This is a genomic window from Streptococcus suis (assembly GCA_024583055.1).
Taxonomy (GTDB): Bacteria; Bacillota; Bacilli; order Lactobacillales; family Streptococcaceae; genus Streptococcus; species Streptococcus suis_V.
Map to the genome: position 1 here is coordinate 1,105,042 of CP102145.1, position 20,450 is coordinate 1,125,491.

18 protein-coding genes and 2 pseudogenes are annotated in these 20,450 nt (G+C 37.5%); 7 read left to right on the forward strand and 13 right to left on the reverse strand.

What is annotated here, in order from left to right; translation table 11 throughout:
- Window positions 1-108: 108 nt before the first annotated feature.
- The 3 genes from NQZ91_05455 to NQZ91_05465 form a co-directional block, all read right to left on the reverse strand.
- The gene (locus NQZ91_05455) at window positions 109-942 is read right to left on the reverse strand and encodes a PRD domain-containing protein (protein UUM56856.1); all 834 of its coding nucleotides are present in this window, start codon (window positions 940-942) and stop codon (window positions 109-111) included.
- A gap of 289 nt (window positions 943-1,231) precedes the next feature.
- Window positions 1,232-2,074: a Cof-type HAD-IIB family hydrolase gene (locus tag NQZ91_05460; GenBank protein UUM56857.1), complete on the reverse strand. Its 843-nt coding sequence runs from the start codon at window positions 2,072-2,074 to the stop codon at window positions 1,232-1,234.
- A 112-nt stretch (window positions 2,075-2,186) separates the two neighbouring features.
- Window positions 2,187-3,086, reverse strand: coding sequence for an ROK family protein (locus NQZ91_05465; GenBank protein ID UUM56858.1), 900 nt, complete (start codon window positions 3,084-3,086; stop codon window positions 2,187-2,189).
- A 273-nt stretch (window positions 3,087-3,359) separates the two neighbouring features.
- Here NQZ91_05465 and NQZ91_05470 point away from each other — a divergent pair.
- A pseudogene (locus tag NQZ91_05470) lies at window positions 3,360-3,671 on the forward strand (tyrosine-type recombinase/integrase).
- A gap of 407 nt (window positions 3,672-4,078) precedes the next feature.
- The gene (locus NQZ91_05475; GenBank protein ID UUM56859.1) at window positions 4,079-4,240 is read left to right on the forward strand and encodes a hypothetical protein; all 162 of its coding nucleotides are present in this window, start codon (window positions 4,079-4,081) and stop codon (window positions 4,238-4,240) included.
- 386 nt (window positions 4,241-4,626) lie between these two features.
- Here the strand turns inward: NQZ91_05475 and NQZ91_05480 are convergent.
- From NQZ91_05480 to NQZ91_05510, 7 genes and pseudogenes are all read right to left on the reverse strand, one after another.
- Window positions 4,627-5,316, reverse strand: a pseudogene (locus NQZ91_05480) (ATP-dependent DNA helicase).
- 98 nt (window positions 5,317-5,414) lie between these two features.
- Window positions 5,415-5,864, reverse strand: a complete 450-nt coding sequence (locus tag NQZ91_05485) for a protein-export chaperone SecB (protein ID UUM56860.1) — start codon at window positions 5,862-5,864, stop codon at window positions 5,415-5,417.
- A complete protein-coding gene (locus NQZ91_05490; GenBank protein UUM56861.1) occupies window positions 5,864-6,127 on the reverse strand; it encodes a hypothetical protein in 264 nt (87 codons plus the stop codon). Before NQZ91_05490 ends, NQZ91_05485 begins: the two co-directional genes overlap by 1 nt.
- Window positions 6,127-6,714, reverse strand: a complete 588-nt coding sequence (locus NQZ91_05495; GenBank protein ID UUM56862.1) for a hypothetical protein — start codon at window positions 6,712-6,714, stop codon at window positions 6,127-6,129. Before NQZ91_05495 ends, NQZ91_05490 begins: the two co-directional genes overlap by 1 nt.
- Before the next feature lie 263 nt (window positions 6,715-6,977).
- Window positions 6,978-11,342 (reverse strand): Eco57I restriction-modification methylase domain-containing protein, encoded by a 4,365-nt coding sequence (locus tag NQZ91_05500; protein UUM56863.1) that lies wholly within the window; start codon window positions 11,340-11,342, stop codon window positions 6,978-6,980.
- Between the two features lie 3 nt (window positions 11,343-11,345).
- Window positions 11,346-12,041: a methylase gene (locus tag NQZ91_05505; GenBank protein UUM56864.1), complete on the reverse strand. Its 696-nt coding sequence runs from the start codon at window positions 12,039-12,041 to the stop codon at window positions 11,346-11,348.
- A 381-nt stretch (window positions 12,042-12,422) separates the two neighbouring features.
- Complete coding sequence (locus NQZ91_05510) at window positions 12,423-12,833, reverse strand: hypothetical protein (GenBank protein UUM56865.1); 411 nt, start codon at window positions 12,831-12,833, stop codon at window positions 12,423-12,425.
- A gap of 645 nt (window positions 12,834-13,478) precedes the next feature.
- Here NQZ91_05510 and NQZ91_05515 point away from each other — a divergent pair.
- The 5 genes from NQZ91_05515 (at window position 13,479) to NQZ91_05535 (ending at window position 18,329) form a co-directional block, all read left to right on the forward strand.
- Window positions 13,479-14,444 carry a hypothetical protein gene (locus NQZ91_05515; protein UUM56866.1) on the forward strand — a complete coding sequence of 322 codons (966 nt, stop codon included), beginning with the start codon at window positions 13,479-13,481 and terminating at the stop codon, window positions 14,442-14,444.
- A gap of 67 nt (window positions 14,445-14,511) precedes the next feature.
- The gene (locus NQZ91_05520) at window positions 14,512-15,111 is read left to right on the forward strand and encodes a hypothetical protein (GenBank protein ID UUM56867.1); all 600 of its coding nucleotides are present in this window, start codon (window positions 14,512-14,514) and stop codon (window positions 15,109-15,111) included.
- A gap of 95 nt (window positions 15,112-15,206) precedes the next feature.
- Window positions 15,207-16,589 (forward strand): hypothetical protein, encoded by a 1,383-nt coding sequence (locus tag NQZ91_05525; protein UUM56868.1) that lies wholly within the window; start codon window positions 15,207-15,209, stop codon window positions 16,587-16,589.
- A 194-nt stretch (window positions 16,590-16,783) separates the two neighbouring features.
- Window positions 16,784-17,047, forward strand: coding sequence for a helix-turn-helix domain-containing protein (locus NQZ91_05530; protein ID UUM56869.1), 264 nt, complete (start codon window positions 16,784-16,786; stop codon window positions 17,045-17,047).
- Window positions 17,048-17,111: 64 nt separating this feature from the next.
- Entirely contained in the window at window positions 17,112-18,329 is a 1,218-nt protein-coding gene (locus NQZ91_05535; protein ID UUM56870.1) for a tyrosine-type recombinase/integrase, read from the forward strand.
- 109 nt (window positions 18,330-18,438) lie between these two features.
- On the opposite strand, the gene rpsI is transcribed toward NQZ91_05535, so the two are convergent.
- From rpsI to NQZ91_05550, 3 genes are all read right to left on the reverse strand, one after another.
- Window positions 18,439-18,831, reverse strand: a complete 393-nt coding sequence (gene rpsI / locus NQZ91_05540) for a 30S ribosomal protein S9 (protein ID UUM56871.1) — start codon at window positions 18,829-18,831, stop codon at window positions 18,439-18,441.
- A 19-nt stretch (window positions 18,832-18,850) separates the two neighbouring features.
- Window positions 18,851-19,297, reverse strand: a complete 447-nt coding sequence (gene rplM / locus NQZ91_05545; protein ID UUM56872.1) for a 50S ribosomal protein L13 — start codon at window positions 19,295-19,297, stop codon at window positions 18,851-18,853.
- A 207-nt stretch (window positions 19,298-19,504) separates the two neighbouring features.
- Window positions 19,505-20,398, reverse strand: coding sequence for a haloacid dehalogenase-like hydrolase (locus NQZ91_05550; protein ID UUM56873.1), 894 nt, complete (start codon window positions 20,396-20,398; stop codon window positions 19,505-19,507).
- Window positions 20,399-20,450 lie beyond the last annotated feature (52 nt).

A 20,450-nucleotide genomic window follows, 5' to 3' on the forward strand; every position in this document is an offset into this window, starting at 1 on the left:
GGTTTTGCCTGCCTACCAGTAACAATCCTTTTGATGAATTTATAATAACACACTTCCAAAATCTTTGCAAGCGCTTTCTGATATTTTTTTGATTTTTTATAAACTTTTTTACATAGGTTTGAGACGCTGAATGTGGATGGTCAGATAGACTTGTTCATCCTTGGACATTTCAAAGTCGTATTCCGCACTGATGTAGCGACGGATTTTCTTAGTGCATTCAAAGGCGCTCGGATAATTGGCCTTGACTTGTTCATAAAGGAAGGCATCATTAACCCCTTCGATTTTGCCATTTGCCACCCTCTGTGCAAAATACTGGACATGAGTGACAAAGCGGTGGTAGCTGGTATCATCCTCATCCAGACCCTGGCCGAAATGCAAGCGCACAATCGATAAAATCTGTCCTACAATCCGACTAATTTTCTGCGTTTCTCGTCCCAAGGAACCATTCTTCTGAGCATTGATAATATGGAGGGCGATAGAAACCGCCTCTACCTTGTCCAAATCCAAACCTAGTTTATCTCTGATTAAATCTAGAGAATCCAAACCAATCTGGTATTCTTGGGGATAGAATTTACGCACCTCCAAAGCCAATGGATTTTCCATCTCTAGGCCTTCCCGACTACGCTGGAAGACAAAGTTAAGATGATCACCCAGGGCAATGTAGAAAGACAAATCCAGTTGAATATCCAAGGTCTGCTCAGCCATAAGAGCAATCTGATTGACCACTTCCAACTCTCCTGGCTTCATGGTCAAATTGAGGGCCAACAAGTCCTGGACCTGATGATCATTTTGTGAGGCGAAAGTCTTTTCGATTTTGCTTTCGTCTAGGTCATCACCCGTACGCTTTTGAAAACATAGTCCCTTCCCCATGACAATCAATTCCCGTCCATGATTATCCAGAACTTGAACCACATTGTTATTGTAGACCTTATCAATCTTCATGTCTAACCCCTTCCCTACTGGAAAATAAAAGCCCTCAACCCCATAGTAAAGAATGGCCTAGGCCAAACTAGCTATGAAGTTGAGGTTTTGCCTGCTTACCAGTAACAATCCTGAGATTATTCTAACAGATTGAAAGCGTTTTTGCAAGCCTCTTAAAAAGGCAATTTAAATTTAAAATTTATCGTCACAGCTTTCGAAAGTTCTATAATGAAGTTAGCCACCCCAACCTAGCCAAAAATCAGCTGTTTCAACTGGTTCAGCTGTCTGTTCTGGTTTCAAGTGAACGCTCTTAGTCTAACAACCCCAATTTTTCAAAGGCATTGTAGAGGCCATCCTCCTCCACATCGTCTGTCACCATATCAGCCATGACTAGAATTTCAGGACCGCCATTTCCCATGGAAACACCAATCGCACAGTATTCCAACATCGGAATGTCAATTTTAGCATCGCCGAACGCAATGGTATCTGCCTGCGAGGCTCCCAAATGCTCCAGGAGAACCTCAACAGCATGGGCCTTGTCAATATTGGCTACTCCCAGGTCACCGAACAAGGCCGTCTCGCCGCGTCCTCCCCAAGTATTGGCCTTCAAGTGCGGAAAGGCTGCTTTTGAATCCAGATGATCCTGATAAGAATCGAGGACAAAGCTGACTTTATTGAGGTCATTGCGATAGAGCTGACCACCAAATACCATGCCATGCATGACATCTTCTACTTCTTGATGAGCCACCTCTTCGGCCGTTTTCCCCTTAGACATACTGTAAATCTTGAGCGTTTCACGCGCACGTTCACGGAAATTCTCGCTGGCAAATAGACCGTTGTTGCTTTCCAAATAAAATTCCAAGCCACGGCCTTGGAGCCAATCCACAATGGCCTTGGAATCCTCTTCTGAAATCATTTGGTGCATGACCACTTCCTCGTGGTGCTCTACATAGGATCCATTGCCACCAATCATGCCATCCAAGCCGATATCCCACAATTCTGGCTGCATTTCAGCTCGGCTGCGACCTGTACAGACATAGACAAGGTGCCCATTTTGGCGTGCCTGCTGGATGGCCTTGATAGCCGATTGAGGAATACGATTGTGGTAATCAACCAAGGTACCATCTACATCTAGAAAAATAATTTTTGACATTTCTTCACCTCATGTTTTTCTTAATTCTAGTATAGTATGTATTTATAGAAAAAAATAGTGAAAAAATGTGACAAAGTGATACTATTCTATGAAAAAAACTAGACACATGGGTCTAGTTTTCCTGCAATAATTGATACAAAGAACCCATTAGGTTCGCATCACCGCCAAATTTACATGGTAAAATTTCCACCGGAGTAATCATAGCCCCTACAAAAGGCAGGCCTGCTAGCAGGTCTCTATATTGCTTTTCAATTTCTTGGAGCAAAATAGGCTGGGCGCTAATGCCTCCCCCGATTACAACCCTCTGGGTATCGATAATCGCTTGGGTATTATAAATGAGAATAGCCAAGTATTTACAAAATTGCTTAAAGATAGCAAGAGCTTCTTCATTTCCTGCGTTAATGTACTCAAATACTTTTCGGCCGTCCTTCTTATCTGGCAAGCCAAGTACATCTGCAATTTTCCCAATCATTTGCACAGGCGAATAACGGAAACCAGCACCGTGTTCACCATCTGGATGTTCATCATTTGGAAGGAGAAAACTGAATTCTCCAGCCTGGAAATGGTGGCCCTGCAAGAGATGATTATTCAAAATAATCCCTCCTCCAAGCCCTGTTCCAAGGACAAGAGCCATACCATTTTCAACGTCTGCTAAATTTCCCTGCCATTTTTCAGCTAGGGCAGCAGCCTTGCCATCATTGATAGCGACGACAGATTTGCCACTCAAATTCTTCATGAAATCTGCGATAGGAAATTGATGAAGATAGGTCAGCGCTCCACCATAATAAACGACTCCCTCCCGGCTATCTACCTTGCCTGGACAGGAAATGGCAATTCCTTCCAGCTCCTCGTTATCCGCAATCTCACGATAGATAGACTCCAGCGCCAGCTTCATTGCTTCCAAGTCTGAAGGTGTTGGTCTATCCTTCTTATAAAGTAGCTCCCCGGTCTCTAACAGCACCCCATATTTAATTAGAGTGCTCCCAATGTCAATGGAAAGATATTTTTTCATAACTTGCTCCTTTCTCTTTTCATTCTATTGTATCAAAAGCTAGGTAAATGACAAGACCGTGATACAGCGCTTCATTCCCTAAATTTTGGTAACAATTGATACAAAGAGTATTTCCTGATGCAATCATTTTCTTGACACAATTTTGCCTTTTTTGTTTCAATCAATATATATTGCTTTTTTTGTTTATTGGAGGATTTTATGATGATAAATAATTTACAATATTTCATTGCTAACAGAATAAAAATGTTAGAATTAAGTTTGTAATAATGAACCATGCAAACCCCTGAACAATATCTTTTCACTTATATAGACACAAAAGGTAATGTAAATAAACCTGTACATATTGATTATCTTAACTATAAAATGAGGTCTGTGGAGAATCGACATAAGTTGAGACATGCTACACCGCATATGTTACGCCACACTGGAGCAACACTAGCTAAACAAGCAGGTACTTCCATTGAAGTAATTTCTGAAGCTCTAACTCATAGCGATACATCAACTACAAAATCGTATATAAATACATCTAACGTAGGCCCAATTGCAATGGGAGAAATCGCCTATCGAAACCTTAAAAAAATTTAGGGGAAATTTTAGGGGAAACTTTTCAAAAAATCACGAAAAAAGCACCCGTAGGGGAAACCCTGCGAGTGCCTTGAAACGTTGATATATCGCGGTATATTAACGTTTTGAGAATTGTGAAGCTTTACGTGCTTTCTTAAGACCTGGTTGGAGCATTGTTTATTTCAACTAATTTTAAAAGCCTTTAGAATCAACGTTTTTACGGGTTTTCAAAACTTAATATTTCATCCAATTTCAACTAATTTCATCAAAATAAGGTAAATTTTCAAGCAAAATAAGCAAAATCGAACCAGAAAATATAAAAGTTTACCTTACTATTGATTCTAGAAAATGCACCACCCCAAAGTATTCATTTTTAATTTTCACACATTCTATGTATAATATAGTTACAAAATTGGGAGGCGTAGCTAATGAATGTTCCACTGAGTATCAGTACTACAAAAGTTTGCAAAGAGGAACCGAATGTAGAAACCAGCATTCTCAAAGCTGGGCCAACTTTTGACTTTGACAAAGAATTAGAAAATGCTAGGAATCAATACGATGAATTATTGAAAGAATTAGCGGATAAGTGAAAAAAAGTGGTTATCGACCTGATTGTTGATAACCGCTTTTTCTGTATTCTACTGTATTCTACTGTATTCTACTGTATTCTACTGTATTCTACTGTATTCTACTGTATTCTACTGTATTCTACTGTATTCTACTGTATTCTACTGTATTCTACTGTATTCTACTGTATTCTACTGTATTCTACTGTATTCTACTGTATTCTACTGTATTCTACTGTATTCTACTGTATTCTACTGTATTCTACTGTATTCTACTGTATTCTACTGTATTCTACTGTATTCTACTGTATTCTACTGTATTCTACTGTATTCTACTGTATTCTACTGTATTCTACTGTATTCTACTGTATTCTACTGTATTCTTATTACTAATAGTATCCTGACTGCAATCATTTATCAACTAAAAGATAATACTGATTGCGGTCATTCTTACTTGAACCAAACCAAGTAATGATTTCTAGGTCACGAAGATTATGAAGTAATTTAACAACAAATGATCGACTCCTACCTGTAAGCTCAATAGCTTTTGCGGTTGTCATTTTATTGCCTGAGTTATACATATAGTGGACAATCAATTGCTCGTCTGCTGTTAATTCACCAAAATCAGAGAACTGTTTTTCCAAGCTGTCTCTTGTACGGAGATGTCGGCTGACAATGTTGTTCTCAAGCGCCAGGACAACCTTATTCCCAGGTTCTGAGAATTTAGGTTCATGGAGAAAAGCAGATTCCATCTCAGAATAGATACGCTTTACTCCTTCATTCATCTCACGTACCCAACCGAACTCTGTCAAGGTTCTGGCAATGCGAGGGTTTCGTGAAAATCGTTCATGCTTGATATTGTCAACGGTAACGATATTGGGTAATTTCCCTGGGCTATGAATCTCTAGTCGATCATCAAACATAAGCACACGAATGTGATCGCCATAGACGGAATAATCACGGTGCGTTACAGCATTGACAACACCTTCAAACCAAGCAAATTCAGGATACTCAGGTAAAATTTTGAATTGCCCACTGTCATCCAAATACTGAAATTCCCGAAGCTGGGTGCGAATAAAATCTCGAACTTTGATAATCAAGGTAGACAAAACACCGTCAAATAGTGTCACAATAAAGAAAAAGGAATGATAAACCACTCCCCCTTCTTTAACTATAAAATCTTAATCAATGTCTATTTCTAGTCATCAAAACCAATAAAAGTAATCAAATCATTCTCCTGAATTATTTCAGCAAAATTCATAACTGGTAATGTATATACTGGGAATTGATTCCCTAAATTGGTCAACGCAGAAATATAGGTGCGCACATAAGGGTAGAGAATAGCTACAGCATTCTTCCCTAAAACATCTTTTAAATCATTATTTGTTTCAAAATCTTCTGACTGATAACCATAGATTCCTCTAACAGAAACTTTACAAGTAAAAGGAATGTGTTTTTCTGATTCTTCTTCCAATTCACCTAAGGCAACATTGATGATGACATAGGCTTTTTCTTGAGATTTATTTATACCGATTTCTGCAGAAAACGATACAGGCATACTCAGTTTTTCCTCTGTATTTTCAAATAAATCATTAACCCTGTAATAAGATTCATCAATTACATAATTTTCAAATGATATAACTGCCACTATGCTACCTGCCCTCCAGTTAGTTGATAATCAATAAAACTAGGCATTGTGTTTGAGTATTCTTTTGTTTTTACAGTTGGTTCTGAAAAATTTTTCTTATCAAAAGTTTCTAGTTTGTATTGGCTATTTTTAAATGATTGCATTTCAATCGGGGTCTTTGCATGAGTTTTAATGATCTCAACAATCTCATCAATTGCTTCTTGAGGAAACCAGGAATCAACATCAAGAATTGAATCGTCTAAAATAATATTTTTATATGTCATTATTCTACCTCCTTAGTAGCTTCCCAATTTATTGCGTCAGTATTTCTCAAACAAAGTTCTCGACCATTTGGAAAATTAGATAATGTACTTCTTGAACTATAAAAAGGTGTATAGGTGTCTTTCACAACCCCATCAACCTGAATTTTTAGCCCATGCTGAATAAGATACTCTATAAATATACCATCCAAATTAGCCCGTCTCAACGAATTAGTCTCTTTGAAAGTCGTCAAACTCTGTTCTATTTTCCGATATAGCTTATCACGAAGCTTTACAAATCGTTTAAAGTTCTCCGGCTCGTTAAAATCTAGAATATAGAGAGTAGTCTCATCAAAGCAAAATTGAATAAGTGCTGTTTTATTCCTATCACTTTTCCATTTCTGTGCATATTGCTTTGCGCATTTTTTCCCGTCAAATTCTAGTAATTCATTGTCCAAAAAAAGATATAATCCTTGACCTAAATCATTCGGTAAACGCTGCCCAGGAGGTATAACTACATCAGATTTTATAGAAAACGGTTTAATTTTTACTTCTTTTGTTTGAATAATAGCTTGAGCATTTTGAGGAGTGGTGCCATGATAACCTTCCAACAGTATCTCCTTACAGCCTCAATTTACTGTAGTAAGCTCTGCTTACTACAGTAAATTATAATATTTTTATTGTATCTTGTCAAAAAAGATACAGATTATTATGACTCTGAATCTCTATCCACAATCATTCCACCATCTCCCTCACTTTACTCTCAATAAATTCAATATCATCATCCGAAAGTCCATATTTTCGATAGAGTTGTGCGTCTAACTCAGCTATTGATTGTGACCAATCAATGTCCGAGTTAGACGCATCATCTATTCTAATCCATCCTTCTAACATTCACTTTCAGTTCAGCAATAATGTTATCTGGCACATTAAAGTAATCGTAAAGCTGTCTTTCAATTTCTTCAACAGATTTCGACCAGTCGATAATAGAATAATCACTAAAATCAAACCACGGAACATTGCTCCAAACTTCTTTAGATTGATTATGTTGAGTCACTTTAAGTGTACCTAACATTGCGCGAGCTACGTCTGTTTTGATATACTTCAAACAATTCTCAGCTTCCCTCTCGGTATCAAAAGCACCAAAAGAAATAAAGGTTTGTGTGTGACCCACGAGTGGGGTACCCACGAGTGGGGTCGATAGAACTTCGCCTATCGCCCCACTTCCGTTTGAAGCAGGCAAAAATACTTTGTATTTATTCAAATTAGGGTGTTCTTCAACTAAATCAGATTCTATCCACTTTGTCACACGTTCGTTATTGATACGTCCGTATATTCCAATTTGATTATCTGATTGTTTTTCATCTAAAAATACTTCAGGTAGTTTCTCAAAAATGTTGGAACTGATTGATTTTTCTTCTGCTACAGAAACCCTCCCCTTCAACTCTGGATAACTACTATATAAATTATTGCTAAATTTATAACTACTCTTTCCAAATAGATATTCATTAAATGATCTTTTAACCTTATGACGAACTAGATGTAACAAGTCATTTAACCATTCTATTGGCGTAAAGGTTTCAATAGCTCCAAAGTTTTCCTTAACATCTCGATAAGTTACAGCTACGCCACCCTTTATGTCTGTATTTGGAAAGACTTCATCTGACTTTTGAGAGAAGTAAATCACTTTAAGATGTTCATCAGCCAACATTTTTTGATTCCATGCTTTCGGAGTTTGACCTGCATTAAAGAGAAAACGAGCCGGTGTGATTAAGACCGCCTTATCCGCAACTTCATAAGCCAAATCCATAAACTTATGATAGATTGGCTCATCACGAGCAACATCTCCGATCCCTTCATTTTGATACGGAGGATTTCCGATCACTACATCAAATTTCACCTTATTAAATGCCTCCTCAACTAGTTTTTTACCTTGTTCACTATCTGTTTTTAGGGTATCTGTCAGGCTTTCAATGTAAGTTACATTGGTTTTGTACTTCCGATAGCCTGTCAGTGTACGTTCAGTAATGGTTTTTGCCATTGGCGTTTTAGCAATAGCGTAGATATTATTCGCTAAAATCTCTTGATAGACTTGGTCAGCTTCAAAATGGTTGTCATCATTTTCTGCCACTCGTTGATAATACAAGCTAATGGCGCTATGCAGAGGGTAGAGACCTGTCTTTGAGTTAATGTCTAAGATTTTTGTATCTCGTTGATAGATTGATGGAGTCACTTCATTAGACACCCAGTGAAGATTTGACGTCGCACCATCTGTCACCGACTCAAAGTTATCATCATAGAAGTTCAAACCACCGACAGACTTAGATACTTGGAGATTGACCACGCGCCATGGTGTCAGTACCGTTTCCTTATCAGGGTTTTTAAAGGTCCCAAACAGCTCTGCAATCTGTTCCGCACGCTCGATGAAGTCCAGATCATCAAAGGATTTGGCACGCTGACGAATGATACGACCTGCTTCGATAAAGACCTCAGCATCATAATACTTGGTAATCTCACTAAACATTCCCTTGGTGAAACCTTTTGGCATGAACTCTTTCCACGATTCATCATCCACCTGCTTGATAAAGTCTTGAATGGTAATATCTTTTGATAAATCGACCGCCATGCCGTAAATCATCATTGGAATACGGATAGAAACCCCGCGTAAAATAGAAATCATATTTTTCCGCTGTTTCTTAGCTTCTTTTTGCTTTTCGATAACCTCTAGATCTTCTGCTGTTCGTTTAGCTTTTGGTTTCTTTTTAGCTTTTTCAGCTTGCTCATGCTCTTCAGTTGTCAACCCATTTTCATTGATTACAACTTTCTTAGGCGTTTTTTGACTCTGTGTCTTACCAACGATAGCATTGAGTTTGGTAAACATGCTCGCATCATCAGCAGTTAAAGTTAAAAGATTGTCATTATATAGACTGTCGTCTTCAAAACCTGACCGCACTGCCTTTTCAGCATAAACTTTCTTGAGCTGTGTCAGCATTCTATCCACATCGTAGGTCTTCATTCCATTGTCTGAAGCGCCTAAGATTGGCATAAAGTTTAGAAGACGAGCCATAGCTTGTTTTTGTGCTTGCGTATTTTTCTTCCCTACACCTGAGTTAATCTGGGCACTCTCCGCCATGACAGTCAAGGCTCTATCAGGGGCAAAATCAAAAACATAACAATTCGTCTTCATTCCCAATTTCTCATGAGAAAAAGGCGTCTGAGCACGAAAGGCAGCTTGTAGGTAGTTCATGGCACTATTGGTATTAGACAAGAAGAGAACAGCTGTCCACTCTGGGATATTGACGCCTGTTGTCAGCTTACGAACAGTCAAGGTAATGGTTTTTGTCTGCGAAGGGTCTTCACCAATAGCAGAACGAACTTTCTCTATGTCCGCATCGTTAGCAATTCCATCATCACTACTTGCACCTCGAACAACGTTAACAATTTTATATTCTTTCCCGAAAACAGGGTGTTCTTTAAGCAAGTCCTCAAAAGCATTTGCTTCCTTAACACCTGGCATGAGCCAAAGCGTATGACGCAACTCTTCACGATAAGACTTCGTTGAAAAAGGGTAGTTCGTACGACTATCTGGATGTGTGATATTATCTAAGAATTGGCGAACCTCTTGCTTATAAACAAGTTTACCATCCTCAGCCACACGGAAAAATTCCCTAAAGTTAAACGACTTACTCTCATCAGAAAAACGTTCCTTATGCTTCATTTCAAAAGTGTACATTGATACTTTTGGCAAAGTTTCATAAGGATTTGGCTCACTTGGACGTTCTAATTCCCACTTCTTCTTAGCCTGTTGTTCCATGACATAGTCCCAAGTATAAACTTGCTCCTCGTCAAATTGATCCAGAAGATTGAAGGGGGTTCCTGATAATTCAAGTATCTTTGTATGCTCTTTGACCAATTCTTTCATAACGGTGTCACTGAGCTCGGTTTGCGTTCCCTCGTGCGCCTCATCAATGATAATCAAATCCCAATCCACATCTGCAAAATCTTTCAGATTGGTTTGTCCGCCATTGTACCGAAGCAATTGGATTGAAGCAAAATACACAAAAGGTTTTTCTCCTCGCTTCAGGTTTTCAAGCGTTTCTCCTTGATTGACTGAGCCATAATCATACCCATCAGCGCTCATCTTCATTTTCTTGAAATCATCAAACCAAGAATCCGCCACAACAGGGCGATGAGTCATGATGAGAACTTTTTGAAAAGCCTCATTCTTGACTAATTGCAAGGACGTCAGAGTTTTGCCAAAACGCATTTTAGCATTCCAGAGCATTCGGTCTTTTTTCTTAAAGACTTTTTGCGTCTGCTCGACCGCTGCCTCTTGTTCTGGACGAAGGGTGATAACTGGTTCTTCAATAAATGATTCTTTGGCAGTAATATTTAGATAATTTCTACCTTCTTTAACAGCTTTAATAGCAGCCTTAGCTGTCTCTAAATCCGTCTTGAACCACTCTGTTCCTTCCAGTTGTTCAGCCTGTTTAATCCCTGAACGCTTCAAGACATTATGCACATCATAATCATGAAACCAGGACTTGGTCGCCTTTTTGTAAGCAAGCTCTACCCAACCAAGCGTGTAAGGCAGACCAGCTGTTTTCATGTATTGATTAATACGTTTTGGGGCAACAGTACGTAAAAAGTCACTATTTGGCGACCAATCTGTCTCAATATCATCCGAAGAAACGCTACCCTCACCAATTTTTTGAGTTCCTTCGAAGGCATTAAATAGTCCACTTTCATTGTTAACTGTTTGAATATAGATAAACTTCCGCTCAGCCGTAGTGTACATTTCTTGTGCTCTCGGTTCTAAAAACTGACCAATTGCACTGGCTTTAATATCCGGTTCAATATAGGTCAGCATGACCCAAGCTAGTATGTCAAAGACTTGTTTTAGTGATTTTAAGGCATTTTCTTTTGTCGCATCTTCTGGATTAAGGACATGGGCAGAATTATTCCCCTTTCCCTTGATATCATAAAAGTGATCGACGATTATTTTATTGGGAATAAAGTCTCTTATCTCTCTTAGTACGTCATTAAAGGTGGCGCGCTCACTAATATCTAAATATTCTCTATCGGCAACCAACCTCGCTGTATTCTCAGCAACTTTTCTCACCTTAGTCAGCGTGCCTTCATAGTCCCCATGTGTATAGTTTTCTTCAGCCATGTTTATGGTTCTAAAAAGCTCGGCTGTATCTATATCAATTGCCAAAAATTCAAAATTTGAAATCATAGCCTAATCTCCTAGTAAATACACTTTTTGAATGGTTATCTCTTTTATCACATCTGCTTTTTCAACAGATTTATTCTCAATAACAAATTCATCATCTATATCAAAAAAACTCAGTTGTCCTTCCACGACTTTCCGATCGTCTTCTACTTCCTTACCCAAAAGTTCTGAAAGTGCAAAAGGAATTTTTCTTACCAAACTTGGATGACCTTTGACCAGTTGCCACTCATTGAACCTGATAGGCTCCCCTGTAACTGGATGCTGCTGAGTCAAGGTATTTCCTCTCACAATATTTTTATGAATAAGATAGTGTGCTGATTGATAGATATCATTTTTGCTATTTAGTCTAGTTCCAAAAGCTTGCTCATACCAGTCTAAATAACAAAGAAACATCCGTGAACGTGCCACTTCCAAATTATCTTCTAAAAACTCTATGCCATATATGGACGAGAGAGCAATCAAAGACTTTGTTTTCCAATTTCGTTTGTCATACTGTCTGACCACAGCCTCTAGCTTTCTCTCTAAAATAGCTTGCAAAAAATTGCCATCGCCTGCAGATGGCTCTAAAAAGGTCTTATATACACTTTCACAAGCTTCTTTCACTCCAGGAGTATCCAGCATTTTCTGAACCATCCAAGCAGGTGTAAAGACTTCTCCATGTTTTTGAACACGTTGTTTTGATTTAATTAAGCTCTCTTCCAAAACCTACTCCTTGAAAACGTTTATATCTCCACCTATTATACCATTTTCTATGCCTAACTTTAATTATTTCTGAGAGTGTTTGAAGTTCCCTGAAATAATGTAACTTAGCTCTCAAAAAAGTCAAAGCATGAACAGAACTTAAATTTCATTTACAATACATGGTGTCTGATACTGACAGATAATCAGAATACAAGAAAACCGCAGATAATTTACTGCGGTTCTTTTTACATATTTTGTATTTACTAAACTTCTTTTTGACATTCACCCAAAGTCTCACAATCCTTCATAAATCTAAATACCATCTGATCTAGTTCCATAAAAATCTGTCCTAATACTCTGTACCACTAGTTTTTTACTAAACCTCTCTTGCAACAAACAAGATTATAAATTTTGATACTTCTCAACAAATCTTACAAATCCAATAACTTCCATTTCTGCCATCGCTTCTGTCCATAATCCAATCACATAATGTTCCAAAATAATTTTCATAGCAATGCGAAATTGATGAAAATCATTTTTCCAATTTGAAAAATTAAATTTCACATGGATTGATTCGTGCAATCCGTCTTCTAAATCAATTGTAACAAAACAATCCGATTCTTCCGTTTCATAATATATTTTAAAGTGAATGTCACAACCATCATTTTCAAGTAACAAATCATAATAATCATCATCAAATGTTCCCGGGATAATCGCAAAATCTTTTTCATGACCATAATCCATTGCTTTAATGTCTGTTTCTAAAATTGTTTGCTTTATAAATTTGATAATAGCTTTATCCGTTTCTAACATATTCTATTCTCCTTTTCTAAATTTAATTTTTATACGAACGTCACAAAATTGTATTGTATATATCACATGATATACCTCCTTTAGCTTCTAAAATCAGTATGCCACTTTTTCAAAAACAAAAAAATCGTGTTGCGAATCCATGTAAGCGAAAATGTTTTTCGTTTTTTTATTTTTTGAAAAAGCGACATAATAATATTGAAAAAATTGAATTACTAGAGAATGGAGGTGATAGGTTATCAATTGTTTGAATTCGCACTGGGCTCGGTGAAAATTGTTAATGCGAATGATTGTGACTTCTCTTTTTTAAAGGTGTCATTGACTTGAGAAAAGAGGTCGAAAACGAAGAAAGTAAATGGTTATTCTGCGGCATGAAATGACGTACAGAATAACCATTTATCAAGAAATATAGTACAGAAAAAAGTGTTTAAAGATAAAAGAAGATAGTAAAGAAATTAGAAAAATAATCAGTTCAATGACATAACGATAATTTTAGAAATATTCAACGGTGCTACTGAAGAATATTGAAAACGTCAGTCCAAAAGGATAGCCTCGTCGGAAATTATCGGAGCATACCCAGCTCGATCTAAAAAAGGGTGGGAGGCAATTTACCATTAATAAGTATTTTACAAAGAAAGGAGAAAGAAAATGCCACGAAAAAGAAATTCATTGAAACACGATGTTTTTGTAGCAGCAACAAAAAATGTTACAAATAATACATCTCGGACTTCATACAAAAGATCAGCTACACGATTCGCAAAATGGGCAAAAGCAAACAGTATTAAAAGGATAGCTGATATTACGGAAGAAGTAATTCAACAATATCATGATGATCTTCAACAAGATCCAAAGCAATACACTCCTGCGACAATTCATACATACCTTGCGCCAATTTGTAAAGCAGCAGGAATCAATCTAAACCGAATCAAAAAACAAAAACGAACAAGCGATAAAATAGTTAGAGGACGAAAACATGAAGCGAATGAACAAGGGAAAAGTCAAGAATTGAACTCTCGCTTCTCTCGCCTTGTCGCATTTCAGAAAGTAGTTGGTATTCGTCGTAATGAACTAAAAAATCTTACTGGATCAGATTTAATAGAAGATGAGTATGGGAATTGTTACGTCCTTGTCAAACGTGGCAAAGGCGGTAAGAAACAAATGCAGTATATATTGCCAAAAGACATCAAGCTGGTGAAACAGACATTTTTGGGAATAGGGGAAAATGAGCCTGTCTTCTCTGACAAAGAAATGAACAATCAGATTAATTTACATGCATTACGTGCACAGCATTCAAGAGATAGCTACTTCTATTACCTTGAGAAAATTCAGGAAAATCCACAAATGCGACAAGCATTTTCAAATTTATTAATAAAAAAATGGGAGGAGGGACATCAGAAATTGAAAAACGAATCAACTAAACAATACGAAAGACAGCGTAGAAATTTTATTTATGATCTACGCGCCGAAGTTTATGTTCTTCGTGGAACAAATAAAGCCAAAGCAATTGCTTCAGGAATGCCTATGGCTTATGATCGCTTAGCATTGATGGCTGTATCAGTATTAAATCTTTCACACTGGCGTCTGTCTGTTACCGTGACAAATTACATTCTGTAATGATTTTTTGAATTGTTTTTTCAGGCATAATAATCGTGTAGAAAATTGAAATAATGGAGGACATTTAATGAGGAATCAAAATAATCTACAAAAAATATTTAGTAACACAATTTTAGCAAGAGGAAAAATTATTGAAATAAATAATGATGATAATAAACCATCGTTCATTCTGTTTATTAGAAATGGTGCAGGTCGTAAGCACACATATTTGAAATGTTATTTTAATCGTGAAAAATTTCAATTGAAAAAGGGAATGGTGGTATCGATATCAGGTCATATTGAAAACATTAACACAAAAAATTGCTACGAAATTATTATAGATACCATCCAAGAAGAGCAGACTGAACTGGCGGTATTCTTCAATAAAAAGCCTAGCTTCGGTTTTGCATATCCAAACCATTTCGCAAAACTGTTTGTATTTGGTACAGTAATTAATAAATATTTAAAACCAAATTCAAATTGGATCGAGATAATTATTCAAGATAATTGTAAAAATAGAATCAAGGTACAATACAGCACAAAAATGCGTGTCAATGAAACGCGTGTTGAAATCGGAGATAATGTGTATCTATCAGCTTTACCAATTTCAATTCAAAAGACCTTTCAGGAGGAAACATTTAATTTCGAGAACTATATTCTTGAAGATATTGTCATAAAAAGAAAATAGAAGAATTAGAGATAAATTTCTTTTTGGAATTTATCTCTTTTTTGTCATTTTTTGTTCTGAAAACATTATGTATCTGGCATAATTCATTTCGAGAAATGAAAGAGGAAAAAATGGTCTCAAAAATTACAAGAGGTATGTCCGAAGAGGAAAAACAAAAAATCTACGATGAGAATGCAAAGGAAATGGAAAGTTGTTTTTCTGTAACAAATGCCTACTGGGGCATCGACAAGGTCGTTCTTAATGTAAAAGGACAGATTCACATTAATAACCAGAAATTCGAGCTAGCTAATTATGAAAATAACAATTTTACTATCGAGAAGCAATATGACAGTTCAGGTACTGTCTCCGAATTATTTGTCAAATCATCTACTTTTGGTTCATTCTTTATGGGAAAAAATCCATTTGACAGCAGTTATTTTTATCGTATTGAATTGATCCACTGTGGTTTAAACATATCCACAGATTCAATCGAAGGTATCTATCAAAGATTAAATAGAGCATTGTCATTGTTGGAACTTGAAATAGGAATTTCATGTACAATATATCATTGCGAATTCCACGAAATTGAACTTGCATTTACAATGGCAATACATTCAGCTTTCCATTTGCAAACAAGAGCATTACTTCTACGTTGTCTGACACATAAGAAAGTGAATTTTGCTTCCTCTTCAAAAAGTATCAAAGACAAAGATTATGATCGTTTGACGACCAATGCCTATAAAAACAATCAGCAAGTTCTTTACAATAAAACTAAGAAAGCCAAAAAGCTTGGACAACTTGATAAAGCAAAAACAGAAGCATTTGAAGTTTATCGTTTCGAAACAGTTTTGAAAAAAGATAAGATTAAATCTCTTCTTACTACCTGTGATCTGGAAGAAATTGATAATCTGAAAATCATTCAATACTTAGAAAACTTGATTTCAATTGGAGTCTTCAATTTCATAAAAGAAATCGAACAATCAGTAATAAATACTGACAGAGAATTATCCAAAATTTTCAAAGAAAAACCACGTGCGACTTTCGAAGAATTGTTGAAAAAACAGATTAACGTTGCACATTCAACAAACACTCCGCTAGTTTTAGATGAAGAAATACTTAGTCTTATAAATGCTAAATTTGTTTCGAAAGAAAATAGATCGCGTTATAGAAAAAATTTGATTGCCAAAAGCCAGAAAGAATTAAATATAAATTCCGAAGCTTTTTATTTAGCAGAGATGGTGACATGGAATGTATTAATCATTTTACGATTGATGTTTGATGCACTTGATTTCGCGAGAAACAATAGATTGGGTTGTCATAAGAATTACAACACGAATGAATTACATATTGTACAGATCCCAACTTTTTCAAAAGAATTCAGAAATAAAATCTATTCATTGAACAATAAATTACGTCGAAAACATCATTATAACATTGATTTATATAAATTAATTTTGAATCGATTGTTGAATTTAAAAGAATTATTTAACGTTTTTTAATATGATTTTACAACTTTCTAATACCTAAAAAACCTTGATACTACAACATTTCTTAAAAAAATTGTCTTCCCAAACGGAAGATGAACAAGCATTAATATTCTGTATCTTTTAAAAAATTAACAGTTTTTAGTTCACAATGTGGCATAATGACTAATAGTAAATCCAATAATAAATATCAACAGAAGAGGTTATAAATGCAAGTTATCTTACCAAACGAGCAAGTCCAACAAATCCAACTTTTGATAGCAGAATTGATCAAGAAAGAAATTCAAATCAACATAGAAAACCGAGGTCTTAATAGCCCCTATCTGAACAAAAAACAAGCATGTGAGTATCTCGGCATCTCAAACAATACACTTGATTCATGGATTAAACAAGGGCTTCCATCTATTAAAATTGGAAAAACGGTTCGTTTCAACAAACAAGCCATCGACGCATGGCTACTTTCGCAAAACTAGAAATATCTAACTTTTTATTTTATAATTGTCTTGATATTTTCTGGTTCGAAAAGAGGAGAATATCATGACTATCACTAAAACAAAAAATGGAACATATCGCTTAAAAGTATATATCCCAATTGTTGCGCGAATGCCACTCGGAATCGTGAACAATAAATACTTTGATAAGCGTTTCAAAAGCAAAAAGGAGGCACGGCAAGCAGAGATAGACCTTTTAACAAAAATCAATCAGATTGAGAACAACGAGTTTACAGGGATAGGTAAGGGAGACATTCTATTCAAAGATTTTTACGAAAATGTCTGGTGGGAGTATTATAAAGCAGGACAGACCACTTCAACTACAAAGCCCCCAAGCAGGTCAACTATAACCAATACAAAAACTTGTTTCAGAAAACATATTTTACCTATGTTAGGTAATTACACTATTCAATTTCTCAATCAGAACAAGCAAGTTATTCTAAACTTGATGACTGCTAAAGCTAATGAATACGCCAATTTCAAGACCTTGAGAAGTTATGTAATTTCCATATTTGATTGGGCAGAGGAATTAGAATATATAGAATCAAATAAAATCGCTAAAACCTTGCGTCGTATCAAAGCAACCAAGAAAATCCAGTTGGCAGAAGCTAGGCGAGATGAAGACCTCTACCTAACACATGAGCAGTTACAGGAATGGTTCTTAGCCTTCCAAGATGATTTGGCTAATGAAAAAATTTCTCTCAAAGATTATTTACTCTTCTATCTTACCTTCTTCTTAGGAGATAGAAAATCTGAAAGCTACGCTTTGCAATGGAAGCACATCAATACCAAGAAGCAAGAAATCCAATTAGTGCAAGCCTTGGATAAGTACAAAAATCCAAAGACTACCAAGGGCAACAAGAAGACAACCTTTCAAATCCCTATTGAACTAGCGGACTTACTTCAATCTTGGAAAAAGCAACAAAAAATTGAATTGGCAAAATTTGGCATTATCCAATCTGATGAACAATATGTATTTACCTATATCGACATGAAAGGCAATGTGAATAGCCCCTTACACGCTGATTATCTCAATAACAAAATGAAGTCAGTCAAACGCCGTCACAAGGAGCTGACTCATGCTACACCGCACAAATTACGCCATACTGGTGCAACTCTTGCTAAGCAAGCAGGAACATCACTAGAAGCTATTTCAGAGGCTCTCACGCATAGTGACACCCTCACAACCAAGACCTATGTCAACACTTCAAATATTGTTCCAATGGCAGTTGGAGAAATTGCCTACCGAAATCTGAAAAAATAATGGTGTGAATTTGGTGTGAAAAGTGGTGTGAATTTTGCTAAAAAATCATCAAAAAACACCCCATAGTGTGAACCATGAAGTGTTGTAAATGCTGTATTGTAGCTGGTTCTTAACGTTTAGAGAACTGGCTAGCTTTACGAGCTTTCTTAAGACCTGGTTTCTTACGTTCAACCATACGAGCGTCACGTGTAAGAAGGCCTGCGCGTTTCAATGAATCGCGGAAGTCTGGGTCTACTTGAAGCAATGCACGCGCGATACCGTGACGGATCGCACCTGATTGACCACCGTAACCACCACCGTTCACGTTAACGAAAACGTCGTATGAACCTTGTGTTGAAGTTACTGCGAATGGTTGGTTGATAACCAAACGAAGGTCAGCGTGTGGGATGTACTCTTCTACATCTTTTTTGTTAACTGTGATTTTACCAGTACCTGGGACCAAACGTACGCGTGCAACCGCGTTTTTACGACGACCAGTACCTGTGTATTGTGCTTGTGCCATTTAGATTACGTCCTTTCCCTTAGATAAGACCTGAAATATCAAGTACTTCTGGTTGTTGTGCAGCGTGAGTGTGCTCAGCACCTACAAACACTTTCAATTTCATGCCTTGTGCACGACCAAGTGTGTTGTGTGGAAGCATACCTTTAACTGATTTTTCAATCAAACGAACAGCGTTTTTAGAACGCAATTCACCAGCTGAGATTGATTTCAATCCGCCTGGGTGGTTTGAGTGAGTGTAGTAAATCTTATCAGTTGCTTTTTTACCAGTCAATTTCACTTTCTCAGCGTTGATAACGATAACGAAGTCACCAGTATCAGTGTGAGGTGTGAAAGTTGGTTTGTTTTTACCGCGAAGAACGCTAGCAACTACTGCTGAAAGGCGTCCAAGAGGTACATCAGTAGCGTCTACTACATACCATTTACGTTCAACTTGGCCTGGTTTAGCCATAAATGTTGTTTTGTTCATGATTTCTCCTATACGAATCGTTTTTGTTTACTGGGCGGATGTTCCGGTCCGCGGGTATTTGGAAGGTTCCGGGGCCTTTCAAATGGGGTAAACAATACCGTCTACCATTCTATCAAATCTACTAGTCTCCGTCAAGCCATTTTACTTTACTTTTTTTATTTTTTGAAAGATAGCAGAGCTGCTGAGAATGAAAGCCTTATCATAACCTTATCTCCTCACTGACTGCCCCATTTTAAAATAAGTATGCCGCTTGCCTCTGACCGCCAAGGACAGGGCCAAGATATTTTCAGGATCTGGCATCCGACCGTAGCCCCCATCTCCGATGTGGTGGATGTCCGAGCCCACCCGCTTGTTGCTGAGCCCAAACTCCCGCACCGTCTGGCTGTCCGCACTCTCTTGACTGGTTCCAATGGTCGAAATGACTAAAGCCCCACGCGCCTTGACCTGACTAATGATTGGAGCCACAATCTCCTCACGCACACCCGGAACCGTTCCAACTGCAGGTATGAGGACCCCGTCTGCCCCCAGCTCCACAAAGTCCAGCAAGGCTTGGCTGTCCACGACCGACTCTCCCAGACCTGCACCGTGCATCTTCCCCGCAAAGATGAGACCCTCAAAGTGTTCTTTGGCAAGGCCAATAGCAGAGCGGATTGCAGCCATAGACACACCCGTAGCAGGATTACCTGTCAGCATAATGTAGTCTACGCCAAGAACTTGGGCCTGTCGCAGACTTTCTGGACTGACCTGACGACCAGGTTTGAGAAAAACCTGCTGGTCTTGGACTTCCTGACTGGTATCCACAGGCTCCAAGTTAATCCCGACCAATCGACCCGTCAACCGCTTGATTTCAGCAATAGGATTGTCGCAGTTGTAAAAGTCAACAATCTCCGGATGAAAGACATCCAATTCGTTGAGCACCAAGAGGTCACAACCAAAGGCAGCCATCATCTCCGCATTGGTCACCCCGGCAATCAAGGGAGCCGCTGTGACCACCGTTTCTCCCATGATAATCCGACCTTCACTGGATAAAATGGACTGCTTGAGCTCCTCCTTGGTCGCTCCCAGCAAGTCACTGGCATAACAAGACAACAAGCGTTTCATAAGAACCTCCAAATCGAAATTAGTTTGTAATCGCTTTCTGTTTCTGTAAAAA

What these genes read in the sequence shown, in the direction of transcription:
- NQZ91_05455 (UUM56856.1), bottom strand. Translation starts at nt 942, where the DNA reads ATGAAGATTGATAAGGTCTACAATAACAATGTGGTTCAAGTTCTGGAT.
- NQZ91_05460 (UUM56857.1), bottom strand. Translation starts at nt 2,074, where the DNA reads ATGTCAAAAATTATTTTTCTAGATGTAGATGGTACCTTGGTTGATTAC.
- NQZ91_05465 (UUM56858.1), bottom strand. Translation starts at nt 3,086, where the DNA reads ATGAAAAAATATCTTTCCATTGACATTGGGAGCACTCTAATTAAATAT.
- NQZ91_05475 (UUM56859.1), top strand. Translation starts at nt 4,079, where the DNA reads ATGAATGTTCCACTGAGTATCAGTACTACAAAAGTTTGCAAAGAGGAA.
- NQZ91_05490 (UUM56861.1), bottom strand. Translation starts at nt 6,127, where the DNA reads ATGACATATAAAAATATTATTTTAGACGATTCAATTCTTGATGTTGAT.
- NQZ91_05500 (UUM56863.1), bottom strand. Translation starts at nt 11,342, where the DNA reads ATGATTTCAAATTTTGAATTTTTGGCAATTGATATAGATACAGCCGAG.
- NQZ91_05510 (UUM56865.1), bottom strand. Translation starts at nt 12,833, where the DNA reads ATGTTAGAAACGGATAAAGCTATTATCAAATTTATAAAGCAAACAATT.
- NQZ91_05515 (UUM56866.1), top strand. Translation starts at nt 13,479, where the DNA reads ATGCCACGAAAAAGAAATTCATTGAAACACGATGTTTTTGTAGCAGCA.
- NQZ91_05520 (UUM56867.1), top strand. Translation starts at nt 14,512, where the DNA reads ATGAGGAATCAAAATAATCTACAAAAAATATTTAGTAACACAATTTTA.
- NQZ91_05525 (UUM56868.1), top strand. Translation starts at nt 15,207, where the DNA reads ATGAAAGAGGAAAAAATGGTCTCAAAAATTACAAGAGGTATGTCCGAA.
- NQZ91_05530 (UUM56869.1), top strand. Translation starts at nt 16,784, where the DNA reads ATGCAAGTTATCTTACCAAACGAGCAAGTCCAACAAATCCAACTTTTG.
- NQZ91_05535 (UUM56870.1), top strand. Translation starts at nt 17,112, where the DNA reads ATGACTATCACTAAAACAAAAAATGGAACATATCGCTTAAAAGTATAT.
- rpsI (UUM56871.1), bottom strand. Translation starts at nt 18,831, where the DNA reads ATGGCACAAGCACAATACACAGGTACTGGTCGTCGTAAAAACGCGGTT.
- rplM (UUM56872.1), bottom strand. Translation starts at nt 19,297, where the DNA reads ATGAACAAAACAACATTTATGGCTAAACCAGGCCAAGTTGAACGTAAA.
- NQZ91_05550 (UUM56873.1), bottom strand. Translation starts at nt 20,398, where the DNA reads ATGAAACGCTTGTTGTCTTGTTATGCCAGTGACTTGCTGGGAGCGACC.